Source organism: Paenibacillus sp. V4I5 (assembly GCF_030817255.1).
GTDB lineage: Bacteria > Bacillota > Bacilli > Paenibacillales > NBRC-103111 > Paenibacillus_E.
Window position 1 is genome coordinate 557004 of sequence record NZ_JAUSZB010000002.1, and the last position, 26145, is coordinate 583148.

The following is a 26145-nucleotide window of genomic DNA, read 5'->3' on the forward strand; positions in this document are numbered from 1 at the left end:
GGAACCCCTTTCCTATCTTTCCGATTGATATGGAAGTTTGATTTCTATAACAGCGCCGCTAGGGAAACCATTGTAACAGGAAATGTCCGCATGCTCCCCATATAACAGTTGCAATCGCTTACGTACGTTCCAAATACCAATATGCTCGCCTTGTTCGTCGACCACTCGGTTTCCGGAACGAATCTCAGCTAATACATCCTCCGAAAATCCTTTGCCAGTATCGCGAATGATGATTTCGATATAAGGTTCCAATCCGTTTTCCATCAAATCGATAGCAACCGAAATATGCACGGGTTCTTCCAGCGTGACACTATGCTTGATTGAATTTTCCAAAAAGGTTTGAATCACCAAGGGGGGGATCGGAATATTTTCCAGGAAATCGGGTGAATCGATCGTACAAGTTAAGCTGTTTGGAAACCGGAGCTCCTGAATCCGGATATAGTTTCGGACATGCTGCAATTCTTCCCGCAACGTAACGAACGTCAAATTACTTCGAAACATGAATCTGAAATACTGGACAAGACATAACGTCATTTCCTGAATTAATTCGTAGTTTTTCACTTGAGCCAGATTAAACAGGATGTTCAAAGAATTCATGAAAAAATGCGGGTTAATCTGCAACTGCAAGTGCTGAAGCTCCGCTTTGTGCTTGCTAAGCTGTTCTTCGTATACATTGATTTTCAATTGTTCAATTTGCGACATCATTCGGTTAAAGGTTTGGTTGACCAATAGAAACTCATCAGAAGCCGGATATGACTCGATTCGAACGTTAACGTATCCATCATTGATCCTTCTCATAACTGCAATCATCCGTTTAAGCGGTACGAGTAGAATGTGGCGGAGAAAAAATAGACTTATCGGTAAAAGTACAATGGAGGCAAGTGAAATCATTTCTATGACACGTGTCAGAATTGGCAAATTTTGCAAAATTTGTTTGTCCGGAATAACTGCAACCAGGCTAAAGTCGCCTTTCTGAGATGGCTCCCCGACAATTAGCAAGTTATTCTTGCTTCCCGACATATAAAACTGCTGAAAGCTCTTCGTAAAATCAATGTTTTCAACCGGTATTGGATTGGTACTGACCATCAGCTCCCCTTGATTTGTTACGAATAGTGCGCTCCCTTCGCTGCCCAAATCAATCAAATTCAATGGGATGAGAAGCGTTCTAGCGTTCACCCAGGCACCAATATAGAGATCACCCGATTGAATGACGCGCAGCATGTAATAGTCTTGTCCGATTTTTTTAACGAACCAGCCGCTACCGCGGAACTCCGCGAGATTAGTACGTTCGCTCAGCAAACGCTGTAAATATTGCTCAACCTGATCCCTCTCTGGAAATGAAACCGATGCTTTAAAAACGTCTAACAAATCCTTCCTTGACTGTGAATACACAAAAAAAGCATCGACCGATTTATAAAGAACAATATCGTTAGTTAGTTTATCCGAAACGCTATGTTTGGCCAGCTGATATTCGTCCTCCGAATTAGGAGTATTCATGGAACGGACACTATAATCGGAAGTCACCATGCTGATCAAATTGCGATCCGCATCCTTCAGTTGGGTATCGATTTGCCCCTGATACAAAGTGATTAAATTTTTAATTGACGACGCCACCTGATTGTGTACGACATGAATGCTGTAGAAATTATTGTAGATCAGCAGCGTAATGAGAGGAACTATCACAAAGAGCAGCCCGGCTACCAGCTTGAACCGAATGGAATTCCATGATATATGCGGAAGCCGCAGTCCCATCCAATGTTTCTCCCTTCTGGAAGTCTAAAAGGACCGCCGAGAGTCTTCTCTGCAGTCCAACTTCATATTCTTAGTATGCCAACGCAAATCATATAGGATTCCAACCGTCTTCGCTACCGTTTTGACGACATATTGTTATGCATATAACGACTTAAGCCGTCTTTCGCTTCTATGATTAACACCACAAACATATCATAGTAAGCTGCCCTTTCGCTAAATAAAAACCACTGCCAGTAGTTGAGGAAACCAAAAATATGATGCGCAGTTTTCCGAGTTTTACTTCAAGACTTTATTTGTCACTTCAATACTTTATTGTCTACTTCAAAACTTATTTGTAAACCAACAAGGTCTTTGTTGGGAGACAATAAAGTTTTGAAGTGCAAGAAGCCAGCAAATTCAAGGGTTTACTGGCTTTTTTTGTGAAATATAAAGTACAAATAAAGTTCTGAAGTGGTTATGTTGAAAAATTAAGCTAAAATACAATTAAGTTTTGAAGTACTTCTTACAAACATCAATAGATCTCTTTCAACTAACGTTCACCGTTAGAATTCCTGTGGAACGAAAAATTTGGAATTTGAATAAAAAAGAGCGCCTCTATACGATGGGAGTATACAACGGGTCTACAGCCCTTAAAATCCCACATCAGGAGGTCGCTCTACTATGAAATTTAAAGCACAAGCAAAGCAAAATCAACTCATTGAAAACATTACTGCTAATCACCTTGTTATTGGTGTAGATATCGCTCAGGAGACTCATGTTGCCAGAGCTGTTAACTTCCGCGGTATTGCTCTTGGTAATCCATTGGAATTTAGTAATGATGAGTCGGGTTTCACATCTTTCTCTCGCTGGATTAGTGACTTGTTAGCCTCGTACAAGTTAGTTGAGGTAATCGTCGGTATGGAGCCCACAGGACACTACTGGTTCAGCCTCGCCCATTGGCTGAAGGAAAAAGCAATTGAAGCAGTACTCGTTAACCCTCACTTAGTTAAAAAGAACAAGGAAAACCGCGACAATACACCATCTAAAAGTGACAAAAAGGATGCGCTCGTTATCGCAGATATGATGAAAAACGGCTACTATTCCCCTGTCCGCTTCCATTCCACAGAATACGAAGAACTGCGGGTCCTAATGGCAAATCGAGAAACCGTCATTAAACGGCTTGTAAGTGCAGTGAATCAGATCCATCGTTGGGTCGACATTGTGTTTCCTGAACTAAGGCAAGTCTTTAAGATCTTAACTTGTAAGGGTGCTTTGGCAACTCTTCGACTGTTTCCTCTCCCCGAGGATTTATGTAAGCTAAATACGGCTGATGTTATTGCAGGATGGAAGAATTCCATGAAACGGCACTCAGGTGTACGTAGAGCTCAGTCGCTCATCGATCTTGGCAAGCGAACTGTTGGTTCCAAACAAGCAACACACGCTTACAAACTCCACCTTGAACATCTTCTTGAGGAATACGACTTAGCGAATAAACAGCTTCAGAAGATTGAAGATGAGGTCAAAAGCGTTCTCGAACGGATCCCCTATACAGGCAAAATCCTTGCCATTACTGGCATAAGTGCTATTGCTTTAGCAAGCGTTCTAGGAGAGTCAGGTGACCTTAGCGGGTATGCTCACGGGAATTCTCTATCGCGTCACGCAGGTTTAAATTTAGCTGAAGCGAGCTCTGGAAAATGGAAGGGTCAAATGGAACTAAGTAAACGGGGCCGCCCACGTCTTAGGCACTTCCTCTATTTAATCACGATGTGTATGGTTATGACGAACCCTGAGTTTAAGTCGATACATCAACAAAATGTCGAGGTTAAGAAACTTAAAAAAATGAAGTCTATTATGAAGCTAATCGGCAAGCTGGCCCGCCTTTTAGTCGGTTTGACTCGCAGCAACGAAGTCTACAACCCCAATAAAGTCTTTACTTTAGCCGCTTAATCCAAGCACATTCTACGTGATTTGGTGTATTCGCAGGATGACAAAAGAAAGCACGGAGTATCGGGATACGTTACGCAAAAGGGCTCTGACCCGTTCCGTTAGAAAGACCGACCTCCACCCCTTAGATAGGTGTGACGAAGGAATGAAAGGGCTTTGACCCGCCCCGACATGGGAGCGACAATCACTAAGGGCTACGTGGAGAATACGTGCAGCATTTGGAACAATTTGGGTGAGGCTACTTCCACCTCTGTTCCCGCACGCCTTCTAACAGATTAGCCTAGCAATCACGGATGATCCGGTTCTGCATCCGGACACTATTTGTCACCCAAAATTCCCGGTCACTCATTATCGTCCGCAACCTTTGAAAGACGGTAGCCTGTCTTGTGTATTCATAGTAATAGCCTCGACAGACAACGTCTGCGATGACAAGTGCATCCTTAGGATCACTCTTGGAAGGACAATTATCCCGGTTCTCCTTGTTTCGTTTAGTGGTTGCAGGATTCACCATGACAACATTTATTTCCTTGTCTGAAAGCCAATTGGCCAGGTTAAACCAGTAGTGTCCGGTTGGCTCCATACCGATGATTAGGGTCTTCAATTGGTGCTTCTGTTGTAATTCAGCCATCCAACGTTGTAATCTTTCGAATCCTTCTAAGTCGTTTGTAAATGATAGATGTCGCTTGGCAAGAACGATACCCCGAAAGTTAGTGGCTTGCGCTACATGAATTTCCTTCGCCATGTCGATGCCAATTACAAGGTGAGAGGTGGAAATTCGTTCAATACGTTGATTTTGTCCATCGTTTTGTTTAAACTTCATAGTAAGAGCGCCTCCTTGATGGTATTGGGTTTCTAACCCGTGCACAAACCCATCATACCGAGGCGCTCCTTTTTTGACAAAGTCCAAATCTTAGTACTTACAGCATTCCTGTAGATGCTAAGATTTTGGCTTTGAAAAAAGTACAAGCGTCCCTGTATGATGGATCATGTCACCGCCAGTGACTTACAGACCCATATTGAGGAGGACGCTTTACTATGAAGTTTAAACAACGTTACGCGGAAAATCAACGTATTGAGAGAATTACAACTCAGCATCTTGTAATCGGCATCGATATTGCTAAGGAAACACACGTTGCACGTGCGGTCAATTTTCGTGGAATCGAGATTGGACGATACATTTCCTTTAGAAATTCCGATGACGGCTTTACGAAACTGCTACATTGGTATCAGAAACTCCAAGAAAGTCACGGTTACACTTCCGTGCTTATTGGACTTGAACCAACAGGTCACTATTGGTTTAACTTAGCGGATTGGCTGACTGCCAGGCAAATCGAACTGGTGCTGGTGAACCCGCTAACAACGAAGCGAAACAAGGAAAATCGAGATAATTCCCAGTCCAAAAATGATGTGAAAGACGCTCTGGTGATCGCAGATGCCGTATGTCGCGGATTTTACTCTCTCTACGCCCCAAATGAAGCGATATATCAGCGTTTACGCACAATCATGAACAATCGGGAGTCCTGGTCGAAGGACCTTGCCCACATAAAAAATCGAATCTTTCGCTGGATAGACATCAACTTCCCTGAATATGGAAAAATATTTAAGGATTGGACAATTCCGCGTTCGATTGCAACACTCAAGTCTTTTCCCTTACCGATAGATCTCAAGGCTCTATCCGCTGAGGAGATCATTACAGGTTGGCGGAAGCATATGAAACGTGCCGGCGGTTCCAGCAGTCTACAGAAAGCGGCTCTACTTCTTGCTGTATCCCGTCGTTCCATTGGACGTACCACTTGCGAGCAGGAAGAAAGGCAAAACCTGAAGTACCTCCTTGAAGATTACGAGAAGCTTGCAGCAAGGCTGAAAGAGATTGAGCAGGAGATCCTGAAGTTGCTGGATATGATTCCCGACATCACTACTCCTCTACGCTCCATTAAAGGGCTCAGTACGCTCTTCATCGCCGCCATTTTGGCCGGAACCGGAGACCTACGTAACTATACACACGGCAACCAAATTCTTTCTCATGCCGGTCTAAATCTTGCAGAGGACAGCTCTGGTAAGCATAAGGGTAAAATCGTTATCTCCAAACGAGGAAGGCGTCAGTTACGCAAGTACCTGTATCTCGCCGTAGTGCATCTAGTTACGAACAATCCGGCTTTCCGGTCATGGCATGACCACAACGTTCAAGTGAAGAAAATGAAGAAGAACCGCTCCATTTTTAAACTCATTGGCAAGCTCGCCCGTATTCTGATTGGGATTTCACGAAGTAAGGATCATTTTGATCCTACAATTGCGATGCCTCTGCAGGAGGCAGCTTAAAGTCGTTTTAATTGCTAAGTCGTCGTAACACATCTTTGTTTTTGCATGTTGGCTCATTCGCAGGATAAACAGCTATAAATAGCGCTGGCAGTACCGAGTGAAACATTCAAAAGGGCACAGACCCGTTGCTTAACAGCATCACCGGCCTCCACCTCTTGGACAGGTATAACGAAGGAATGTAAGGGCATAGACCCGTTGAGACATGGGAGGGTGAACCTCCAAGGGCATCGTGGAGAATAGCGCTCATACTGGATGAATATGGGAGATGGTACTTTCCCTCTGTTCCCGCATGCCTAAATTTCATAGAGTCTAGTAACTATCCTAGAAATTCAATCGGTATCCTCCATAAAAGGGGCAGATATCCTGCGAATGAGCGAGCATTAGCGAGAAAAACCTTTCATACAGAGGGAGGAATGTTTAGCTCAATCATTCAGACTATCTTTGTCAACACCAAATCCTCTGATTCATAATCAAATCTCGGGAAATCTTTGGGGTGAAGTTCTTTCGGAGGGTTGTTTTCTTCCCAGTCAACAGTTCGAGAAACCGCTTCTTCTATAGATACCAGTTCGCTATAGTTTAGTTCATTCCGTATGCGCGAAGTGTCCACAACCCAATCTTGTCGTAAATCCAACAACGAATAGATCAGTTGCTCAGGTAAATCGCTTCTGGGAATGCTGTGAACTTTCCCATCCCACTTCATAACCTTTGCAATCAATTGAACCCATTCCTTTTCTGAAAGAGACACTTCTTCACCAACGTTATATATGCGGTTTTTGGCAACTTCATTTGTTGCTGCCAACGCTATAGCATGCGCTACGTTTTCAACATGTCCGCGAGTGCCGCGCCAGTTGGCATATAGATCATCAAGTATAACGGCATTTCGATTATCAAGCATGCGCTTTACGTATTTATATAGTCTATTGGATGAATCACCCTCGCCATATACCATCGGAAGCCTTAGGACAGTACCAGGCAATTGAAGGGGTTTACTTAAGACAGTGTTTTCAACCAATTGCTTTTCATAATCACCGCCGTAGGGATAGAGTTCCGTTCTTAACGGACCGTCTTCATTAAACGGTACTGGAATGGTCGGAACGTTTTCCAGACGAATCAAATTACCATAGGCTTGGTAACATCCATACTGCTGGAAACCACAATCCGATCCGTGATACCCTCAAACGTATTCATTGCCATCCGAGCGTCTTTTTCAGTATAAGCAATCATGTGTACCACGACATGCGGTGCGAAACTTTTAAATTTATCTTTGTAATCCATCAGTTGGCTTGTATCACCAACAAAATAAGTTATCTTGCTCGAGAAAGAAGGATCGAGTTTATTATTTCCGCGACTAAATACAGCAACCTCATGTCCCTTATTAATCAGTTCTTTAATAAGAAAAGGTCCAATAAACCGAGTGACTCCAATAATCAGAATCCGCATCTTACAATCCCTCCCAACCGAATGTACAGTTTGAGCTCTTGTTCCCGATAGTTCAATGAACGTTCGTTATTTATGATCCTTTAGTGCTGAAGGTTTGAACATACTTATTTAGGTCTTGCCTAAATAATTCCGTGTATCTATCACCCGTGTATTCCCTAATTACATGACGCCAAAATAGAATAGCAGGCTCGTTGGAACTCTTTTGAGCAACTTTCCAATTTGCCTTATATAAATCAAAGGTCCTTACTGCGGCTTCCTTTCCTATTCCGTTTCTTCTAAATTTCCTAAGAACCAGAAAATCATAAATAACGTGTGTAGGATCTGGATCAACATCATAATTTTCAAATAAAACAACAAGGAAACCAACAATTTTGTCTGCACAATAAATAAAGAATGGGTTCCATCTAGGATCTTGCCAGTAGTGTTCCAAACTGATTTCATATAACCCAGAGCCGTTTATGTCTATCGCAGAAAATTGACTAAAATCATAATGATATAACTGATAAAGGTTATAAAGAACTTCCTTATTATCTTCCGAAACAGGGGTTAGTTGAACCACTTATCTTTCCTCCTCGAATTAGATGCCCTGTTATCAATTCGCTAGAACAAGGGATGGTTCCTTGTTTTGCTGAAACCTGCCCATTACTTCAATGAGAAAAGGAGCAGCTGCCGCGATCTGCTCCCCTTGTTTGTTGCGCTATCGTCTCCCGTTAGTTCAACAGGCATTAAACCTTATTAACCCTATTACCCCAAAAACTCAAAACTTCCTCCCCCACTGTTGTCTGTCGGCATTGGACCGCAGTGCGTTCGTAAAAATCATGGTCCAGTTCCATCCGCAATCACACGATAACCTAACATATTTTTCTTCACCCAAATAAACGATCGGGATACATCACCTACATAGTACAATTTCGCTCCCCCAAAAGAAGTACTTCCCGTCCCTTTAACTTGAGCACTGAAAACCTTAATCGGATGGAGAGAGAAGAATAAATGCTTCCTAACCGCTAATTCCGCCGTTGGAGTGGGAAAGAAAAACAAATAAATCACCAACAATGTCGTGATAGATATAACCCAATTATGCTTTCTCTTCGACATCGACATTGTATCATCCTCTCGTACATTATTATCCTGGTTTTAAAGTCTGTGCAAGGGTCTGCACGAGACAGCCCTATTGATATTGAACTATTGTTCCCAGTTAGGTTAATGGGTTACCTGAACCGGTTTACTTAACTGCATGTATCGAAAACCATTGAGGAAGGGCTGCCATGGGATTTATTTTCCAGTTACACAAGTCATTTAGTTCTTGTTTTGAGAGCGATTTCCCTTCATCTTTTGACTCATCGATCCAAAATGAGCCATCCTCTGCATACATTTCTTCGATATGCTTAACACATAGACCTGATGAAATAATAGCATTCGCTATATCCTGCATACGCCAATGAAGTCTTGGAACCTCATCTATAAAAAAAGGTCCAATTGAGTCATATGGCTTTACTACAGTTATTTTCTCTTTTTCTATAGCAAAAGGGCGACTAAATGGGTGAATATCAAACATGATATACGCACCATTGCTTTTAAGAGTTCTTCTTATATTGTTGTACATGGAGTTTAAATCATTAATCCAAACATGGACTCCATTCGATGTGTATACAAAATCATATTCATCACTTTTAATGTTACTTAGTTGCATAGTATCATCGCATATAAATTCAATGTCCCATCCATTTTTTCGAGCCAAGTTCGAGCTGTTTTCTATTTGTCTTTCCGATATGTCGCACGATGTAACCCTTGCCCCCATTAAATGAAAAGCGAAGACTGCATGGTTATCTCCACTTGAAGGAACACATACTTTCTTTCCATCCAAATTCGGCAAGGCCTTATTAATCATTGAATATGTTGTACGATGAAATGCCGATTCAGGGGTTTGTATTATTTTTGCTATCGCCTTATCTGTTCTATACCTTTGATACCATGTTTCAGACCATTCATTCCATATTCCTTTTACATTATCCATTTAGGTACCCACCTTCAATAATTTGTTAATAAGATTATAGCAAGGTCGGAACTTTTTGAATGTTTAATAATCAACTAGAAAATAAATTTTACACAAAAAGTCGCACCGGATCCGATGCGACTTCTAGTATCCATTATTTTTTAGAGTAAATGATTTTTCTTATACTATGGCAAGAAAGACAGAATGTATCTGATAATTCATCAATCGAAGAACCGTTTAAATATCCTTCGCGGATTTCTTCATTTCGATCATCCAAATATTTTCTACTTCCTGAATTTTGCCCCCACTTCTTATGCGTTTCCTCGGGGGAGGGGATATATATTATTCCACCTTTTATATACTTCTGTATTTCCTTTAGTAATTTTTCTGGAAAGACGGTAACTGCATTCGCATATTTCATTTTAGCTCTGCTCCTTAAAAATTTTGGTTTTAAGGGGCAAAGTCTATACTATAAACAAAAGAGAATCATTTCACTATGGCGGCAACTTATTTCCAGCTCCATACAAACAACCGCCGTTGTTCATAGTTTAGACTTTGCACGGAGCCACTTCTTATCGTTTAGATTTTGAACGAAGCCAATCATTATCATCGTACCGCCGTAAACCTCCTTTTACGTGATTAAAAGCTAAACTTCTCTTAACTCTTTATTACTTAATTATTTCGTTAGTATTGATCAACTATCCTGCCCGTTACTTTAACGAAACCAGGGAGCAGCGACGCGTGGCGAGCTGCTCCCTGATTTCTTGCGCTATCGTGTCCCGTTATTCAGGCTATGTAACCAGATGTGACCATCCAGGGTTTGTCTTCATTTCATAGATTTTTTGGAGAGTATGGACATGCTTCGTCTTCTCGTCATCAGCCTGTGTGTGGAGATACCCCTCTACAAGCCTGTACCCGAATACGAGAAGAATTATCTCATAGACACAATGATCGGCGATTCGGGATACATGTGCATACTCCGAAAAGCCTTTGTAATACGCGGGGACGCATCGCTGGTAGTATTCGACCATGTGATCGATATCCGGTTCATCTGCGATCAGGCTTGCGAGATCCTCGCCCAGGTAGCCCCATCCGCTGGTATCCCAGTCGATGAGCGCGATATTCCCTTCAGCATAGATCAGGTTGGTTACCCAAAAGTCCCGGTGGCATAGCACGAGGGGCAATTTTTCGATACGAGCGAATATCTCGTCTGCTTGCTCATCGATGTCGATGAGCATTTGCCGCACGTGCAACGGGAATTCGCAGTCCTCCGAGCGTATATAATCGTAGACGACCGGCCATGACCGATAATGCAGGTACGTATTCTTCATGAGATCCGCATGGCTCAGGTTGGTCAGGCTCTGCAGCACGGCGGGCTGCTCCGCATACAACTTGCCTTGAAAGCGCCCTAACTCCAGCGCGGCCTTTTCATACATGTCACCGGTCAAGTCTAAACCGGTTACGCCATCGATATATTCCAGCCACAGCTGGTATTCATTTTCTTCGGCATTGAGCTCGGCGTGATAACATGTCGGCCAGCGGAGGGCTTGCGAGAACGTCGCTCCCAAGTCAGACGAATAGAGATCATATTCCCGACGCCATGAGCCCGGATCGCCGTAACGCTCCCATTTATTCTGGATTTTCAGCACTATACGGTACGGCAATTTTTTGCCATCCACGCTTTCGGCGATCCCCGTTACCAGGTACACATTTCCCACAGTTCCGCCCTGTAACGGCATAGTTTGGCAGTCGGCATAGATGATATCCGTCTTGAACCGTTGGTTTAAAGCGTAAATCAGCTTTTCAAGTTCAATATTCATTTATTCCTCCGTTTTCTCCGTTTGCTTACTCCACATGGCGAGAGTTTTGTTTCGAGTTCTCTTGTCGATGAGGTAGCTCGTATTATCCTGGATATACTCGTTATCATGCTGCGGGGCATAGAAACTCATCTATTGAGAAGACGACAGCCGTTAAACCAGCTGCTTAGATGATTATATCAAATGTAATCCCTAATTTTGGGAAGACTTTTGTTATAACTATTCTGCCCGTTAACGTAATGAGGCTGCCAATCTTGCCGGCAGCCTCATCGTTGTAACGCATGCAACTAACGTGTCCCGTTAGCGTAATGACCTCACCTGTCATCTATGGTAAGGATAACCGTAATGTATCTAAGCACAAAGTACAATTTGAAACTTTTCTTAATGAATTAACATTCAAGCGAGAACAAAATACATTGTTAATGATTAGTAAAAAGGGATTATCGACTGCGATGTAGCCATGATCCTTTATGTCTCGTTTTCCAATAGCTGAATCTGAGAAGCGATTGATGTGATCTGCTTTTCTAAAATGCCGCAGGATGCAACTCATTATTTTTGATCTTCAATAACTTAGGATCAAACCTATTGTTCAAGGCATTCATTTGATTATTTGATAGTTTGCCTTCAATCACGATTACTTCCTCTTTTGCATTCCAATAGGCACCGTTTATATCCTTATTGTTCCGTATAGAGAATAAGTAAATACTTATTTCTGTTGCCATATCACGAAGAAATTTCGGTTTATATTTTGCTTTCTTAAAAACTACTTTTTTACCGAATTTTTCTTTTAGCTCTTTGCGAATTTCTATCATTTCTTTTGTATCTTCATTATAAGCAAGGAAGACAATTCTGGGGTTATTTTCGTCTTCATCTTCGTAATAAATCACTGCCTGCTCGGCAAGCGCATCTCCATTCTCATTATTCGGAAATTGTTTGTTTATAGCAGCTTCCAATATTGGCGTAATCTCTCTTTGGAATGCTCCCATTGGACTCTCCTGATACACAGAAGATTCTGTATCAATTTCTCCCCTACAAGCGGTTAGCATCAACACCAACAAGAATATCCATATCGTTCTTTTAAACGTCAATTTTATCTTACCTCATTCCATCCAAATACCTATCAATCGATATTAGACTCAAAACGAATCAATATGTTGCGTAATTACATACTCCAAATAGTGGAAAAGTGTATAAGCATCCTGCCCGTTAGTTGAGCAAAGGCTGCCGATTTTGCCGGCAGCCTTATCTTGATAGTGTATGTAACTAACGTTTCTCGATAGCTCAGTATTCCCCAGAATAGCGTTTCGTGATCTAGGAAGGCTTCATTCAATTCGGATTTCCCTACGATTCCTTATGTTTATAACCGTCAACTATTAAATCCAACTTTCCTGTTTCCGGGTCGATTACAAGGCCATGAACTGGAATGTGTTTTGGCAGGAGGGGATGGTTCTTGACCGTTTGCACGCTTCCTTTGACGGAATCTTCAACACTATCGAAACCGTGTAGCCACTGTTGCAAATTAATTCCGGAGCTTTCGAGGGTGTCGATAGTATCGGAAGATATGCCGTTCTCCTTCATTTTATTAATGGTTTCGCTAGGGTCAATACAGCTCATCCCGCAATCATGATGTCCGACCACAAACACTTCATCGGCATTTAATTCATATACAGCAACAATAACGCTACGCATAACGCTGCCAAATGGATGCAAAACAATCGCTCCAGCATCTTTAATGATTTTGGAATTTCCATCCTTAATATTTAACGCTCGGGGAAGAAGGTCGGTAAGCCTTGAGTCCATACAAGTTACAACAACCATCTTTCTATCTTTGAATCTAGATGCTTTATATTTTTCAAATTCCTTCTTCTCTACAAACTCCGAGTTAAAGTGTAACATATCATAAAGTCGGTCCAAGCTTCTCACCTCAATTTCTCTCTTGATATCTAATAATCTTATCATAACCTACGAAGTACCCTCAACATGCCAAACCTTATTCTTATTAGATGGTTTCGATAAATGAATCTAGTCTTGCAACATCCATGCAAAGCAAAAGAACCATCAGAAGCGCTACCAGTACGCAACTGATGATACTGTCGTAATGATTGGTAATGTATGGTTTTGAAGCCCTGTCCAAGCTGCCAGTTAGCGTAACAATAATGCTCTTACAATGGCTCTGTCGGGAATGAGATCATGTTCTTGTCAAAATCGGGAATGGGATCAAGTTCTTGTCATTGGGTTTTGACAAGAACTTGATCCCATAAAATAAAAAAACCGATTTACGCGGTAATTAATGAGATAATGTTCTTGTCACCCGACATCTATTTAGTGTCATACATTATATATCCCTATTTTAATGGGTTGAAAAAATAAGTTATAAAATATTCCCTGCGTTTTTGTTTTTGTGTCGTTGGCGTTTATTTTCTTCGCATTGACGGACGATCTCGTCAACGACGTGCTCGATCGGTGCGGTGGCGTCGATTATAATTCCGTTTTTCGGTATGTCTTCTTTCGTTTGGTGCAATCGCGCAATGAGTTCCCGTTCCGTTTTCTTTCCGCCCCACTCATTTTCCGGTCGCTCGTCAAGCCGCCGATTCAATGTGTCAATGTCGACCTCGAGGACAAACACGCCGTCAAATAGATCTATGAATTTCGAAAAGTTCCTAGAACCACCGCAGAAAAATGTTACCGCCTCATCCTGGTTGGCGACCAAAGCTTTTACTTTATCTACATGCCAAATGTGGTGCTCGTGCGTGACGCCATCCGTCCGTGTACCAGTTTCCGGATCGCCTTGATAAGCCAATTCACGGTCACCATTAATGGCATAGTAGCCGCGCCGCTGCAATTCTTTGCAGACCGAAGTTTTGCCGGTGCCGGAAACGCCTTCAATCAGATAATTCCTAATGCCCATGGCTAGACCCTCCATTCAACTGGATAAGCACAATATATTGGATATGTCTATCTGTCGCTAAACTCCCGATAGGTGAATGAAAGGCTGCCGATCATACCGGCAGCCACTTCTTGATGTTTATTCAGCTATCCTTTCCGTTAGTCCAACCTTGTTTATATAAATGAATTAACACAAGTTCACTTTATCACACCTATGTACTTTTCGTACCTTCAAAACGTACGCCTCTCGTCGATAGACTATGTAGTCTTATAGACTTCCCGAATAGCATCTTCAATGTTTGGCTCCTTGACGCTCAAGTCCTGAATCGGTAGTTTGCGCGAAAGGTCTGCGATCAACTCAGCGGCAGAGATGCGGTTTTTTTCAAACTGATACCACACCTTCAGCCCTTCTTGATGAATAATGTCCGCAGACGGATGGGCAATGTCTTCCCTAGGCTCCTGCATCTCGATGACGAGCAGCCGACGCGGTGTCAGCTTGCCGATCAACTCATCGATAGGGCCATCCTCGACCACCTTACCGTGATTGACGATGACCAGCCGGCTGCAAAGCTGCTCCACGTCGTCGAGATCATGTGTAGTCAAGATAACAGTAATCCCGCGCAGACGATTCATCTCTTTGATAAACTTACGAATGGCATGTTTGGCTTCGGCATCAAGGCCTATCGTCGGTTCATCGAGAAACAATATCGAAGGTGCATGCAGCATCGCCGCCGCCAGATCCCCCCTCATCCGCTGACCTAGCGAAAGCTGCCGAACCGGCGTGTCGATGAACTCGCTAAGCTTCAGTACTTCGGTAAGCTCCTTCAAATTTTCCTCGTATGCTGATTTGTCCAATTGATAGATTCGCCTCAGAAGTTCAAATGATTCCCCGAGCCGCAAGTCCCAATACAGCTGTGTCCGCTGCCCAAATACGACACCAAGCTGCTTGACAACCCCTTTGCGGTCCTCTTGCGGTGATACGCCGCATACCCGGATCGAACCGGAAGTCGGGTGCAGTATGCCGGTCAACATTTTGATCGTTGTACTTTTGCCAGCGCCGTTGGGTCCGATATAACCGAGAATCTCGCCGCGCTCAAGTGAAAAACTGATTCCATCTACAGCCCGGACCGTTTTTTTGTCCGGAAAAAGAAGCCCTTTGATCGAGCCCCGTAATCCGCTTTCTTTTTTTGCGACTACGTATTCCTTCACTACATCCTTGACTTCAATTACTGCTGCCATCCCTCATCCCCCATATTCGCTCAGGAGCCCGCGCTCTCGTAATTTTTAAGGCCATATTTGAACAATTGCTGCGATAGAATGAAGCATATAAGACCGATCACCGGTGTCCAGAGTGCCAGATCGAACGGGATTCGAAACCCGCTGCTTTTATCGAGAAATTCAACCGCCGGATAGAAGCTGATAAACCCAATCGGAATGAAGAACGTAAACAAAACCTGAATCGCATAGGGATATATACTCAGCGGGTACATCGTCGCCCGTTCGAGCATCGACAGGGCAAAGCCAACCATGGACGAATTCCGTTTCGTCCAGAATGCAATCGTTCCCAAGCTAATAAATAGCGCCGCACGAATCAGGACGCCTCCGATCAGCACGAGAACGAGCTTGCTGAAATTCGCAATGGACCAGTCAAATCCGACAAGATTGCAGCCATATATGAAGATGATCGTTCCCGGAATGAGATCGATCAGCCCGATGAAGTTGAAGTAGCTGGCTACTAATTGGAAGAACACATTCATCGGCCGAAGTAACAGCCGGTCGAATACACCGTCGATCACCATTCGGTCCATATGCCACGTATTGATGAACAAGACGACAAGAATGCCGTGACTGAGGAGACCCAATCCATAGATGAAGGCAAGATCGGGAAAATCCCAGCCCTTCAGCGGTTGGAATCTATCGACGATAATCTTTAGCATCCAGATGCCGGAGAAGTATTGGATTGGGATCATAATCAGCCAACTGAACAAAAACAGTGGATATTCCAATTGACGTTGAATAGCGAGCCGTGCAAAGCAGACCGCTACCGAGCCGTAATGTTTCAAGGTGGGAATCATCTGTTAGCTTCAGCCTCCTTGGATCAGTGTTTTCTTTTTCGTTACCTTCCAGAAAAGCGCTACTGCCACGATTAAGATGACAACCCAGACGACCTGTACCAGCATTGCCTGCAAAGCCTCGGATGCTCCGCTCTCGCCGATGTATATGCCAATAGGCGTTTGGTAGGTATATTGAAAAGGGAGATACTTCGATACGGACTGCACCGAATCCGGAAAGAACCACAGCGGCACCAAACTGCCCGACAGCACGCGGACGATCGCATCTTTCACCATGCCCATATTGCCTAGCTCCATCACCCAAAAGGCGATCAGTCCCACGAACGCACTAAGCAACCACAAGATGGCGTAACTGAGAAGGCAACTGGGGATAAACAACAGGAGCCCCGTCACGGAATCTGGCAGAGGTACACCGAAAAACAGCGAGGAGAACAGGAAGAGCGGCAGAACTCGGTTGACAAGTGCGCTGAGCATGCTACCGAGGTCATCTGCCAAGTAACTGGCCAGAAGAGGAATCGGACGGTAGAAGTCGGTCACGATCTGGCCTTCGCGAATCTTGGAGTAAATCGTATCCTGAACGCCGCATGCAAAGATGGAGGTCAGCATAATAGATATGACCGTATACGTGATCAGGTCCTGCAGCTCCAACGTGTTCGATTGGACGATTCCGCCACCGTATGCAGCCTTCCATAGAAACACCGAGGTAATCAATAAGATCAGGTTCGTCCCAATCGATGCGAATACCTCGAATCGATAAGCTAGGTTCGTTAGTATTCGCATTTTGGTAATATACAGGTAAGCATGTATCATTCGGCGTCACCTCATCACAAAATCAACTTCTTTAAAGTTATCCGTTAGCTTAACGATGAAAGACTACTACACCTTGATTTCCCACTCACTTTTATTAAGTTTGTAATAATTATATCTCTCCTTATCAATCTCGATAATACTTTGAAAATTTAAATCGCATTTTTGTATTACTCTATTCGACGGTTCGTTACGTAAAAGAGCTATAGCATTAAGCACCTCGACGTTCGTATTCTCAAATAAATACTTGATCATCCCTTGTGCAGCTTGCGTGGTATAACCCTTGCCTCTATGATCCTTTGATATTGCATACATGATCTCTCTATTTGGAGCCGGCATTTTGTCTTTTATTCCCGTACAGCACCAACCGATAAACTCACCCGACTCTTTCGATATAATTCCCATACGAAGACTGAGTTCACCAATGTCCCCACCTTCCGATACAGCGTTTAGAAACTGTTTGTTCCCTTTAATCTCGTAGTTTATAAACCAATCTTTCCGTTGTTCTTTAGATACGTTCCAACCTGGTAAGTATTTATGTATTTCAGGTTGCCAGGTTAGAGAATGAAACCCATCTAAATCATCAATTATGAATTCTCTTAAAATAATATCCTTACAATCAATCGTAAAAATGTTTTCTTCGGAAGTGGAATGTGTATTTGTGTTCTTCATATATCTCCCTTTTACATCTTATCTAACAAATGATCTGGACCACCCATCATCCATTCCAACATATTGACGCTTCTATATACAACGCCTTGAAAATATTGATTTCAACAGTGGTGTATGTAACTCGCTGAATTGGATGATGACGAACATCAACACCAATTGGTATGTTGACCTCAGGAATGGATTTATCATGCGATCGCTTTGCAAAATAATACGTTTGATTAGGGGAGAAACCTTGTTCTACGTAAAATTCTTGGTCGCCATCAAATTCATCCCACCCAACTAACTTCGTTTTCTTTACGGGATTACGAATAGCTTCGCAGATGTCAATTAAAGCAGGATACAAAACCATTCTAATCTCAGAAATTCGATCAAAAGCGTTTTCATTTACTTGCATCAGAATTTCCATTACATCGTAATCATCTGCTATTCCTTGACGCAAATATCCCACAGCGATTAATTTTCCGTCCTCGTTGACTGCGCAAATCATCCTCTGATGCTCATAATCTTTGTTGTGTGCCCTCCCCTGTAAAGGCAAAAAACAATTCCCACATTTAACCAGCATAAGTAATTAATTAAGCCTCAACAAGAGTACTTTCCATTATAACTAATATTCCGTACAGTAATTGAACTATCCTGCTCGTTACTTGAATAATCAAAAAAGTGACCCACAGCAACGGGCTATGGGTCTGAATTTTATATATTTTAAAGGGGGTCAAGTTGTATTATAGGCTAAAATCATTAAAGCCATATGAATATAAGATTTCAATCTTGTTACTTTTACTCAACTAGCGTTTTCCGTTAGCCATCCATGCCCCTATCGGGGCACCACGGAATAATGAAAATTAGATTCTTGGTTGACTACTTTCAGGGTAGTTGAATGTGTTACTTTTCTAATACGACCCAATCATCCAATCGTTGAACTTCAAGCAATAATTGTTCCGTCTTTAACCATTCTATTACTTGAATAACAAGAGGTGAGGAATTACCAGGTGCGATATCATTAATTGACACCCATAAAGCACCTAAAGAATCTTATCCTTCAAATTTCTCTGGATCCTTTGTCAACATTCCATCAATATAGTGAACCAAATAAAAAACAGCTACATGATGAATATGCGTCGTGCCCCTTTTGGGTAGTTCATATGGAATTAAATAATCACAAACACCGACATTCCTTTTAATGTCAACGTTGATTCCTGCTTCTTCAATGAACTCCCTCTTTACAGCATCTGATAACGACTCATTGGCTTCAACTGTACCTCAAGGAAGATCGTACCGCCCAATGTACGGACCACTCCCCTTTTGGATGACTAATAGCTTCTCTTTGTAAAAGCAAATCCCATATGCCCTAAATACCGTAAAACTTTCGTTTCTAATCGAATATCCGATATACCATTCAAATTCCAACTTAATCAGAGGTAAAGTGTAATCAATATCAATTGAGAAAACATCGTTGGTTTCCTTTTCACCGATCTTTATCGTTTCGAGAGTTAATCTTGTCTTACTTCGGCTAAAAGTGAGATAAAGTAATCTCGGGGTTCACTTATGCTATCTCAGTTAGCTTAACGCAAAGCCAACCGAGGTGCTCCTCATAGTGGCTAATTGCCGATCGCTTTGTTCGATTAATAATATTTTAGAAAAAAATGAATGTAATTCCCCATTTGGGGGAAATTGGATATTATAGCTGAGACTACATTTTCCTAGGCGGAGGTTAAGTTAGTGCACTTAGCGATCGCTTTACTCATCATTTATGCTACTTGGAAATGGGCCGACTGGAGAAACTGGAAACAGTATCATGCTTCCATGTTCTTCATCATGGCTGGCGGATTTCTTTATGAATATTTAACAAAAGATTTCCCAATGTGGGTGTTCCACCCAGATTTCCTCTACAATCACGAAATGACAGTAATCGTTTATGCTATTGTTACCATGCCTTTGAAGGTGCTTATCTTTCTATCACGTTACCCCCAGCCGTGGAAAAAACAAATTACATTTATAGCCATGTGGATAGCGGTTTATGGCGTGGAGAATGGATATTAGAAATTACAGGAAGAATTTCATATCAAAATGGCTGGTCATTTTGGTATTCTGTCCTCTTTGATGTAATGATGTTTCCCGTGCTGCGCTTACATCAAGTAAAGCCGTTGTTGGCCTATGTACTTTCCGTTGGTATAACCTGCTTGTTGATGTGGTGGTTTAAGGTACCTTTGACTTGATATAAAACGAAGAAAATGCCGTAAAACCAATCGGTTTTACGGCAATATTATGCTTCAAACTTTGGCAAAGAACTGTTTCAAGTTACAGGGATTTACGGTTGGTGCTCTTTTGCTCTATGGAGCTGGGGAAGAGAACTCCGAGGTTCAGTCCGTGTGCAGGAAATGGAGTTCATGTCGAACGGGCACCTCAAGCGTGTCCGTTTTTTCATTTTTCTGTAGGAAGATGCAAAAGCCAATAATATAAATGTGGAATTATAATGACTTTTAAAAAGGGGGGATTACCCTGGTACTTACCATTATGCTTATCCTTGTGTTAGTTATGCTTGTTGTAGTCGTAAAATTTAACCGATTAGATCCGCTTCTCTTCATTTTTCTTTCGCTAATCGCAGCGATTCTTCCAATGGATGCGGTTAGTATCATCTTTTCTAATCTGAATCGAATAAAACTGACTGAGCAACTCCAAATGTTCTGGTGCTCTATGCTGTTCCAAGTAGTATTTGTTCCTGTGATTACTATCGGTTTTATCAATATATATCGCAATGTCGCTTTACATGTCAGCAAAGTCGTAGCCAGTGCAAGCGTTATCCTGTTGCTGGCAGGGGCGGAATATGGAGCAGACTGGGCAGGGGTATGGAAGCATGAGCGCTGGGTAATATGGCAAGCACTTCTATTATGGAGTTCTTTTATTGCGGTATGTGTGGCTGCGCAGCATGTATTTGTTAGGTATTTGCCCAGGGAGGTTAAGCATCGATGATTCTCAAACTGCCTGAACATTATAACGCCAACGAATGGTTCGTAAATATCGTTCTCGTTTTTCTGTCCCTAGTTTTTGCCTGCCTTCCTAAAAAGTTACCGATTCATCAGATCGTGTTGACTATGCTTTTCAACATCATGATTGGAAAAATGGCCGACAAAGTGCTTGGTATAAAATACCCGTATGACCTGTATGATACGATGGATACGCCGAAGTATGATTTGTACGATTTTTTGATCTATACGGTTATTTACGGGATTTACGGGTATATTTTTGCGCATTTTTTTGTGAGATTCGAGCTTAAGCATAAGTCTGCCGCTTTACTTTCATATCTACTAATGTGGGTCGGGATGTCCGTGTTCTTTGAGAGGCTTGCCGTTGTTTTCGAGGTGTTCCAGTATAAGAGTTGGAACCTCGCTTTTTCCGCGCTCGCTTATTTTATTTTCTACTCCCTGCAAACATTTTTTTTTCTCATCGTTGATTACTACACAAAAAAAGGGAGCTCACTTGCCAAACTTGAAGGTCAGCAGTTACGTTCGATTGAAAGAAAAATCCCCCCCGCTTAATCTGGTGGACGAGACGGGGCGAGCGCTCGGTGACATCAAAACTGTGACTACACCCCGTAGAAGCCTGTGTGGCGGTTTTCGGACAGGTGTTCGCCCCTCCATACTAAAAGCCGCTCAGTGAGCGGGTTTTTGCCTTTCCGAACCTGAAATTGTTTTCCAAATCACCACCGCAAATTTATGCTTCCAAAATGAAAAAGTCCTTGGTATTCAAGGACTTCTTCGCTACAACCATATCTTCTTAAATAAGCTTGATTTGTTCACCCATTGAACTATCGTGTCCCGTTAGCGGAATCACGTAAGTTACGGACTCATCTTAAGGCAATACCTTTAACGGTCTCATCATTTCATTATCCTCATGTTCGAGCATATGGCAATGCCATACATATCCAGGCCCAAGGCTAGGGTCGAATGGAAAGGGACTTCCATCTTGGGACGTAAACCGAACTCTTATCGTCGTTACTTCTCCAGGATTCATTTGTATAGTGTCCTTCCAGCCTTTCTCATTGGGTGGTGGGGCAATAGGCTGACCTTGCAAATACGGGTCAATCGGCGGTACCTTGGGCTTAACAAAATAAGGTGGGGTTCCGGGAGGTGTCGTTTGATTTAGTTTCTGCCAGTCTTTTAAATAATCGTCAGATCGGAATTTCTGGCACTTCAAAACTTAATTTGTCACTTCAAGACTTTGTTTGTTACTTCAAGACTTTATTGTCTACTTCAAAACTTAGAGATTCTTCTTACGATTGGCTACATTCTTAGAATGGAATGTTACCGAAATTGATGCAAAAAAATCGTTCAGGCTATCGAAGAAAATAAAAAAATAGTCATTATTGGTGGAGAAAGTTCAGGGAAAACAGCGCTACTTAATGAATAAAAAAATCGCAAAATCACCATGGGGCGCTAATTTAGTGGTTGATGAGGGCCCGCAACCACTTGAATTTTATCTAGACTATCCACAAGCTGTATTAGCAACCTTTAACGACAAAAATGACATTTCACATATTCGACTTTAACAATAGGATTGCTCCTTGCGCAGATCTAATCATTACATTGAATAAATATAAAAAAGTTTGGGAAGTCAGACCCCTGACTATTCATGATCGATTACTTCACAGAGCTAATAATCTTAAAGAAAAAATCAAAGAAAAAATCAAAGAAAAAATGGATCTTACCTATTCTCCTTTCAAGTCTAAAACTTTTTTCTCTCGGTCTAAACTTTATTTCTCAATCTAGTACTTTTTTACCTTCTTTCACCATCCCCTGCGGATTTCTCCTGCGCACCAATTATATTTTGCAAACCACGAACCAGAGCTCGATATATAAGTTTGTATAAATATTGCCAAACTAAAACATCATAATATTAGTTCGATTTTCAAAAAGGAGGGAAAAGTAAATGTTTGCAGGCAATACCGCAATACTCAGAGTTAGCACTACATGTTAATTCTCATCCATGATTCAACTACCATGAAAGAACGTATTAACTTTCATGCTCTGTGGTTTAGCACTTTCGGTCTGATACTAACAACTGCGTTTTCCTTGAAAATCCTAAGGAAATTGAACTCCAATCAATCTTGGTTTTTGGGACCGCAGCCAATTCGAGTCCAAGGGGGTAATTTCAGGGTTGAGGTGAGGAACTATGAGCGATCAATTACACGAAATGCAACGAAATATTGCAAATTTTGAACTTCAAAGATGGCTAAATGATGGTGTATTTACTTGGACTTGGTGGTACATATTCTGTGTACTTGTGATTCCATGGTGCATTTTCTTTAAGTTAGTCGATCGGAAAAGAACTCATTCAATTTGGCTTTTTGGACTAATGGTAATGATTATTACTTCATTTACGGACGACATTGGTTCAGATATTGGTATTTGGGTCTATCCAATTGAATTTTTCCCTTTCTCTCTTATTGAGTTCCCATTTGATTGTTCTACAGTTCCAGTTGCGCAGATGTTGATTTTCCAATATTTTACAAAATGGAAATCCTTCTCTATGGCTTTGGTTCTTCAGGCTCTTATTTTTGCATTTATTGGAGAACCGTTTTCTGTTTGGGTCGATGCTGTTACTTATTATGGCTGGACCTATTTTTATTCTTTCATTTTTTATATCTTCACTGGCACTTTCAGTAAGGCATTTGTTAGTTACTGGACACCAAAACAGTGCAGTGGATCTTCCCGATCTTAAATGAATATGAAGCCTATACGATGGAAATCGGCTTTACACTGGACAGCATCCGCCACAGCTCCTTTGTTGATCAACTTATACATAAAGCTAATAGGACATGTGAATGGAAATAATACCCAGAACATCTTCCAGTAAAAATCGGTTCTCCGGAGTTGCAGCAGCAGCGAATCGGGGGACACTGAACAACGGCGATAACTTATACCGCCCATATTTTTCACAAAAACAAATACTTTTCCACAAATTAGGATAGTCAAACGTGCGTAGTTCACCTTCTATACCACTTAACATAATGTCACTCGATTTGTGAACGAGGTGTCCATTTTTTCTCAATACTTCATAGTACTGATATATGCCATACAAAAATATAACCAATGGTATGATAATCAACAAATATAGATCTTGATTTCCAATTATTATTTGTATCATCATGGCTATAATTCCACTTAACAAACCAGCTCCAATAATTAGTCTCGGTTTTAATAGTAAACCTCTTAGTTTAACTCTAGCATTATCATACTCAGTCACTAGACTATTTTCTTTTTCTTTAATAACTGCCAAGGTCATCAACTCCCAAATAATATTTATCGTTAGAATAAGATAACAATAATAAAAAATCCTTCAAGCAGTTTTTAACTTGCTTGAAGGTATATAACTGCACTACTCTTCAACAGGAATTCACCTAATAGAGTGAATTCCTAGGAGAATATCTCTTTGACCCCCGACTTCTTCACAATGATATTAGCAATGCTCCAACTAAAAGCCCCCACAAGAACTAAACTGAGACCTACATAAGTAACTGAACCATCTGCCACCCCTATGATACAAACAAGTCCTGCCAATGCCAAAAGAAATCCGATCTTTTTAACTGCATCCATATTTTCGCGTAAAACAAAGTAACTCATAATCACGGTGAGAAATGCACTCATTTGTAGCACCAAAGAAGCTACTCCTGCGGAGGCGCCGAAATAGATTCCCAACGAGACAAGTCCCCACAATCCAACTCCAAAAACTAATCCGTAGGATACGATAAATTTCATGGAAACAGTAGGTTTCTTGATAAAAATAATCAAAGGCACGGCACACAGCAAAAAACGCATGCCCGCTAAAGCACAAACTAGCACCTCGAGTTCCCCAAATCTCTAAAACCGGGATCAAATCAGAATTCCCATGATGACTGAAATGTTTAGTTTAAAAATAATAGTAACTTTAACAATCTTGATGAAAAATTGATCCAAATACATTAGTAGATCTATCTATTTCTCTTATTTAAAAGATACATATATTATCAGGTAAGTTAAAAATTTTTAAGGAGAGATGACAATTGAAAAAAGATACTTCAAAATCAACCATCAGTCGAAAAGCGAGGATTCGTAAACAGAATAATAAGACGCCTCTGAAGCCTGTGGGTCGCTTTTTCTCTCGTCAAGGCCGCTCATTCATTTTTCATACTATCGGCAGTCAAGGGTTCGAGAGGCGCTTGAACCTGAGTGGTGTTGTTAATTCCTCGAGTAAGGTGTTTGTATCGATTTGCGAAATAGGTCTTTTCAATGGTCGAGTGTTGCCGTTTCAGGGAGCTGCTAGCATGGAGGTCCATAACGTCGTTCCACATGACGACGGGATAGTAATTGTACGGGGGTTTATCGGCTGGCCAAGTAACCTCTCTGTGCGACTTTCAGTCTTAGTGGTGTAACAGTGGCTGAAAATAGCTCGGTCGGACGGAGCCAAATCGTATAACCTGTGTCTGACCCCTGTTAACCAAATTAAAGAGAATTAAAGCAACGTATAACCTTGTGTCCACCTTTTAAAAAAGAGCAAAAATCCCCCTAAAGCCTGTTTGGGTAGCAAGCTGTTTTATTACATTCGCAACGTAACCCGGAACTTCAAAAAAGAAAAAGGTAGGAAACCTTATTTAGAGGATCCCCACCTTTTTATGTTAAGTATGTTTATTAAGCTGGGAAATTCAACAATTCTGCCCGATAGCTTAACGCGGCTACCGATCGTTCTGGCAGCCGCGCCAATTTTAAGTTTAAGTCCAACACCCGTTATCAAGCCAACCATTAAACCTGCTGCCATATAGATATGAATGAAATAAGCATGTCTTAATCCGTCAAATTCTCTTCCTTTCAACCAAAACGTAAACCAAAGACCATTTAAATACTTGGATACAAACAAGCCAACAATCAGACTTATGAGCCCGTCTGCTGAATGCCTTAGATAATACAAATGAAACAACTCCCAAAATATGATTCTTTACTGACCCTTTATTAGCTTGGAACTCTTCTTTGATTTTTTTGAAACGCACGAGGGGGCTTTTACAAATCTTTTGAATTCAAATATACATAAACAACGTATTTTTCTCCCATTTTTACAAGAAGCAATTCAGATTGCATATGACCTTGAATCGTAAATATCTTTGTCCCAACTTGGAGTTTAGTTGCCATGTAATCTTCAAAAATATTTCCATCTTTGTACTCTTTTCTTACCTCGCCTAACTCATGATTTATTTTCAAATCCATTTGTTTATATTGCTCCTGATCTTCGGCACGTTTATAAAAACGTGCACCATAGACACATAGAATGTCCGCGTCTTTGTTCTGTTTAAATATCTTCTCTGATGTGGAGGTTCTCTCCATTTGACTAATCTTATTTGCCCCTTCAATTTTCGGGTCTTTATAGCATCCAATTATTATTAATAGCAAAATGCAAACGAACATGATCTTGAAAAAGGGGTTCATTGTTGTTTCAT

Annotated in this window: 26 protein-coding genes and 3 pseudogenes; 6 read left to right on the forward strand and 23 right to left on the reverse strand. The window is 41.6% G+C overall.

Annotated elements, in window-relative coordinates:
• Positions 1-12 precede the first annotated feature (12 nt).
• Entirely contained in the window at positions 13-1752 is a 1740-nt protein-coding gene (locus QFZ78_RS04470; protein ID WP_307545745.1) for a sensor histidine kinase, read from the reverse strand.
• 660 nt (positions 1753-2412) lie between these two features.
• Between QFZ78_RS04470 and QFZ78_RS04475 the strand changes: the two genes are divergently transcribed.
• Positions 2413-3678: an IS110 family RNA-guided transposase gene (locus QFZ78_RS04475; RefSeq protein WP_307545747.1), complete on the forward strand. Its 1266-nt coding sequence runs from the start codon at positions 2413-2415 to the stop codon at positions 3676-3678.
• Positions 3679-3964: 286 nt separating this feature from the next.
• Here the strand turns inward: QFZ78_RS04475 and QFZ78_RS04480 are convergent.
• Positions 3965-4495 (reverse strand): annotated as a pseudogene (locus tag QFZ78_RS04480) (IS110 family transposase); the annotation flags it as partial.
• A 215-nt stretch (positions 4496-4710) separates the two neighbouring features.
• Between QFZ78_RS04480 and QFZ78_RS04485 the strand changes: the two are divergent.
• Positions 4711-5994, forward strand: a complete 1284-nt coding sequence (locus QFZ78_RS04485; protein WP_307545751.1) for an IS110 family RNA-guided transposase — start codon at positions 4711-4713, stop codon at positions 5992-5994.
• A gap of 430 nt (positions 5995-6424) precedes the next feature.
• Here QFZ78_RS04485 and QFZ78_RS04490 read toward each other — a convergent pair whose 3' ends face one another.
• The 16 genes and pseudogenes from QFZ78_RS04490 to QFZ78_RS04565 all read right to left on the reverse strand — a co-directional run.
• Positions 6425-7108, reverse strand: coding sequence for an NAD-dependent epimerase/dehydratase family protein (locus tag QFZ78_RS04490; RefSeq protein ID WP_307545753.1), 684 nt, complete (start codon positions 7106-7108; stop codon positions 6425-6427).
• The gene (locus tag QFZ78_RS04495; protein ID WP_307545756.1) at positions 7105-7434 is read right to left on the reverse strand and encodes an NAD-dependent epimerase/dehydratase family protein; all 330 of its coding nucleotides are present in this window, start codon (positions 7432-7434) and stop codon (positions 7105-7107) included. The genes QFZ78_RS04490 and QFZ78_RS04495 overlap by 4 nt, the downstream gene beginning before the upstream one ends.
• A 70-nt stretch (positions 7435-7504) precedes the next feature.
• The gene (locus QFZ78_RS04500; protein WP_307545759.1) at positions 7505-7993 is read right to left on the reverse strand and encodes a GNAT family N-acetyltransferase; all 489 of its coding nucleotides are present in this window, start codon (positions 7991-7993) and stop codon (positions 7505-7507) included.
• Between the two features lie 257 nt (positions 7994-8250).
• Positions 8251-8529, reverse strand: a complete 279-nt coding sequence (locus tag QFZ78_RS04505; RefSeq protein WP_307545761.1) for a hypothetical protein — start codon at positions 8527-8529, stop codon at positions 8251-8253.
• Between the two features lie 127 nt (positions 8530-8656).
• The gene (locus tag QFZ78_RS04510) at positions 8657-9448 is read right to left on the reverse strand and encodes a class I SAM-dependent methyltransferase (RefSeq protein ID WP_307545763.1); all 792 of its coding nucleotides are present in this window, start codon (positions 9446-9448) and stop codon (positions 8657-8659) included.
• 133 nt (positions 9449-9581) lie between these two features.
• Positions 9582-9848, reverse strand: coding sequence for a CD3324 family protein (locus tag QFZ78_RS04515; RefSeq protein WP_307545766.1), 267 nt, complete (start codon positions 9846-9848; stop codon positions 9582-9584).
• A gap of 370 nt (positions 9849-10218) precedes the next feature.
• Positions 10219-11247 (reverse strand): aminoglycoside phosphotransferase family protein, encoded by a 1029-nt coding sequence (locus tag QFZ78_RS04520; protein ID WP_307545768.1) that lies wholly within the window; start codon positions 11245-11247, stop codon positions 10219-10221.
• A gap of 521 nt (positions 11248-11768) precedes the next feature.
• Positions 11769-12332 (reverse strand): hypothetical protein, encoded by a 564-nt coding sequence (locus QFZ78_RS04525; RefSeq protein WP_307545770.1) that lies wholly within the window; start codon positions 12330-12332, stop codon positions 11769-11771.
• A gap of 253 nt (positions 12333-12585) precedes the next feature.
• Complete coding sequence (locus QFZ78_RS04530; protein WP_307555484.1) at positions 12586-13158, reverse strand: beta-class carbonic anhydrase; 573 nt, start codon at positions 13156-13158, stop codon at positions 12586-12588.
• Between the two features lie 457 nt (positions 13159-13615).
• Positions 13616-14152 (reverse strand): AAA family ATPase, encoded by a 537-nt coding sequence (locus tag QFZ78_RS04535; protein WP_307545772.1) that lies wholly within the window; start codon positions 14150-14152, stop codon positions 13616-13618.
• Between the two features lie 236 nt (positions 14153-14388).
• Positions 14389-15369, reverse strand: a complete 981-nt coding sequence (locus QFZ78_RS04540) for an ABC transporter ATP-binding protein (RefSeq protein ID WP_307545774.1) — start codon at positions 15367-15369, stop codon at positions 14389-14391.
• Between the two features lie 20 nt (positions 15370-15389).
• On the reverse strand, positions 15390-16205 hold the full coding sequence (locus QFZ78_RS04545; protein ID WP_307545776.1) for an ABC transporter permease: 816 nt from the start codon (positions 16203-16205) through the stop codon (positions 15390-15392).
• 9 nt (positions 16206-16214) lie between these two features.
• A complete protein-coding gene (locus tag QFZ78_RS04550) occupies positions 16215-17012 on the reverse strand; it encodes an ABC transporter permease (RefSeq protein WP_307545777.1) in 798 nt (265 codons plus the stop codon).
• 66 nt (positions 17013-17078) lie between these two features.
• Positions 17079-17681, reverse strand: coding sequence for a GNAT family N-acetyltransferase (locus tag QFZ78_RS04555; RefSeq protein ID WP_307545779.1), 603 nt, complete (start codon positions 17679-17681; stop codon positions 17079-17081).
• A 46-nt stretch (positions 17682-17727) separates the two neighbouring features.
• Entirely contained in the window at positions 17728-18168 is a 441-nt protein-coding gene (locus tag QFZ78_RS04560; RefSeq protein WP_307545781.1) for a hypothetical protein, read from the reverse strand.
• A gap of 545 nt (positions 18169-18713) precedes the next feature.
• Positions 18714-18929: pseudogene (locus QFZ78_RS04565) on the reverse strand (NUDIX domain-containing protein); the annotation flags it as partial.
• Between the two features lie 471 nt (positions 18930-19400).
• Here QFZ78_RS04565 and QFZ78_RS04570 point away from each other — a divergent pair.
• From QFZ78_RS04570 to QFZ78_RS04580, 3 genes are all read left to right on the forward strand, one after another.
• Positions 19401-19721 carry a CBO0543 family protein gene (locus QFZ78_RS04570; RefSeq protein ID WP_307545784.1) on the forward strand — a complete coding sequence of 107 codons (321 nt, stop codon included), beginning with the start codon at positions 19401-19403 and terminating at the stop codon, positions 19719-19721.
• Between the two features lie 474 nt (positions 19722-20195).
• The gene (locus QFZ78_RS04575; protein WP_307545786.1) at positions 20196-20651 is read left to right on the forward strand and encodes a hypothetical protein; all 456 of its coding nucleotides are present in this window, start codon (positions 20196-20198) and stop codon (positions 20649-20651) included.
• On the forward strand, positions 20648-21217 hold the full coding sequence (locus tag QFZ78_RS04580; RefSeq protein WP_307545788.1) for a hypothetical protein: 570 nt from the start codon (positions 20648-20650) through the stop codon (positions 21215-21217). Before QFZ78_RS04575 ends, QFZ78_RS04580 begins: the two co-directional genes overlap by 4 nt.
• A gap of 313 nt (positions 21218-21530) precedes the next feature.
• Here the strand turns inward: QFZ78_RS04580 and QFZ78_RS38765 are convergent.
• Positions 21531-21746: pseudogene (locus QFZ78_RS38765) on the reverse strand (multicopper oxidase domain-containing protein); the annotation flags it as partial.
• Positions 21747-22850: 1104 nt separating this feature from the next.
• Between QFZ78_RS38765 and QFZ78_RS04590 the strand changes: the two are divergent.
• Positions 22851-23399 (forward strand): CBO0543 family protein, encoded by a 549-nt coding sequence (locus QFZ78_RS04590; protein ID WP_307545791.1) that lies wholly within the window; start codon positions 22851-22853, stop codon positions 23397-23399.
• 87 nt (positions 23400-23486) lie between these two features.
• On the opposite strand, the gene QFZ78_RS04595 is transcribed toward QFZ78_RS04590, so the two are convergent.
• The 4 genes from QFZ78_RS04595 to QFZ78_RS04610 all read right to left on the reverse strand — a co-directional run bounded on the left by QFZ78_RS04595 (position 23487) and on the right by QFZ78_RS04610 (position 26134).
• Positions 23487-23957, reverse strand: coding sequence for a hypothetical protein (locus tag QFZ78_RS04595; RefSeq protein WP_307545792.1), 471 nt, complete (start codon positions 23955-23957; stop codon positions 23487-23489).
• Positions 23958-24094: 137 nt separating this feature from the next.
• Positions 24095-24520, reverse strand: a complete 426-nt coding sequence (locus QFZ78_RS04600; protein ID WP_307545794.1) for an EamA family transporter — start codon at positions 24518-24520, stop codon at positions 24095-24097.
• A gap of 784 nt (positions 24521-25304) precedes the next feature.
• Positions 25305-25622 carry a hypothetical protein gene (locus QFZ78_RS04605; protein WP_307545796.1) on the reverse strand — a complete coding sequence of 106 codons (318 nt, stop codon included), beginning with the start codon at positions 25620-25622 and terminating at the stop codon, positions 25305-25307.
• 89 nt (positions 25623-25711) lie between these two features.
• The gene (locus QFZ78_RS04610) at positions 25712-26134 is read right to left on the reverse strand and encodes a hypothetical protein (protein WP_307545798.1); all 423 of its coding nucleotides are present in this window, start codon (positions 26132-26134) and stop codon (positions 25712-25714) included.
• Positions 26135-26145: the final 11 nt, after the last annotated feature.

What these genes read in the sequence shown, in the direction of transcription:
- QFZ78_RS04580 (WP_307545788.1), top strand. Translation starts at nt 20,648, where the DNA reads ATGATTCTCAAACTGCCTGAACATTATAACGCCAACGAATGGTTCGTA.
- QFZ78_RS04575 (WP_307545786.1), top strand. Translation starts at nt 20,196, where the DNA reads ATGCTTATCCTTGTGTTAGTTATGCTTGTTGTAGTCGTAAAATTTAAC.
- QFZ78_RS04535 (WP_307545772.1), bottom strand. Translation starts at nt 14,152, where the DNA reads ATGGGCATTAGGAATTATCTGATTGAAGGCGTTTCCGGCACCGGCAAA.
- QFZ78_RS04545 (WP_307545776.1), bottom strand. Translation starts at nt 16,205, where the DNA reads ATGATTCCCACCTTGAAACATTACGGCTCGGTAGCGGTCTGCTTTGCA.
- QFZ78_RS04495 (WP_307545756.1), bottom strand. Translation starts at nt 7,434, where the DNA reads ATGCGGATTCTGATTATTGGAGTCACTCGGTTTATTGGACCTTTTCTT.
- QFZ78_RS04515 (WP_307545766.1), bottom strand. Translation starts at nt 9,848, where the DNA reads ATGAAATATGCGAATGCAGTTACCGTCTTTCCAGAAAAATTACTAAAG.
- QFZ78_RS04610 (WP_307545798.1), bottom strand. Translation starts at nt 26,134, where the DNA reads ATGAACCCCTTTTTCAAGATCATGTTCGTTTGCATTTTGCTATTAATA.
- QFZ78_RS04470 (WP_307545745.1), bottom strand. Translation starts at nt 1,752, where the DNA reads ATGGGACTGCGGCTTCCGCATATATCATGGAATTCCATTCGGTTCAAG.
- QFZ78_RS04510 (WP_307545763.1), bottom strand. Translation starts at nt 9,448, where the DNA reads ATGGATAATGTAAAAGGAATATGGAATGAATGGTCTGAAACATGGTAT.
- QFZ78_RS04520 (WP_307545768.1), bottom strand. Translation starts at nt 11,247, where the DNA reads ATGAATATTGAACTTGAAAAGCTGATTTACGCTTTAAACCAACGGTTC.
- QFZ78_RS04505 (WP_307545761.1), bottom strand. Translation starts at nt 8,529, where the DNA reads ATGTCGAAGAGAAAGCATAATTGGGTTATATCTATCACGACATTGTTG.
- QFZ78_RS04590 (WP_307545791.1), top strand. Translation starts at nt 22,851, where the DNA reads ATGAGCGATCAATTACACGAAATGCAACGAAATATTGCAAATTTTGAA.
- QFZ78_RS04475 (WP_307545747.1), top strand. Translation starts at nt 2,413, where the DNA reads ATGAAATTTAAAGCACAAGCAAAGCAAAATCAACTCATTGAAAACATT.
- QFZ78_RS04485 (WP_307545751.1), top strand. Translation starts at nt 4,711, where the DNA reads ATGAAGTTTAAACAACGTTACGCGGAAAATCAACGTATTGAGAGAATT.
- QFZ78_RS04560 (WP_307545781.1), bottom strand. Translation starts at nt 18,168, where the DNA reads ATGATTTGCGCAGTCAACGAGGACGGAAAATTAATCGCTGTGGGATAT.
- QFZ78_RS04555 (WP_307545779.1), bottom strand. Translation starts at nt 17,681, where the DNA reads ATGAAGAACACAAATACACATTCCACTTCCGAAGAAAACATTTTTACG.
- QFZ78_RS04550 (WP_307545777.1), bottom strand. Translation starts at nt 17,012, where the DNA reads ATGATACATGCTTACCTGTATATTACCAAAATGCGAATACTAACGAAC.
- QFZ78_RS04540 (WP_307545774.1), bottom strand. Translation starts at nt 15,369, where the DNA reads ATGGCAGCAGTAATTGAAGTCAAGGATGTAGTGAAGGAATACGTAGTC.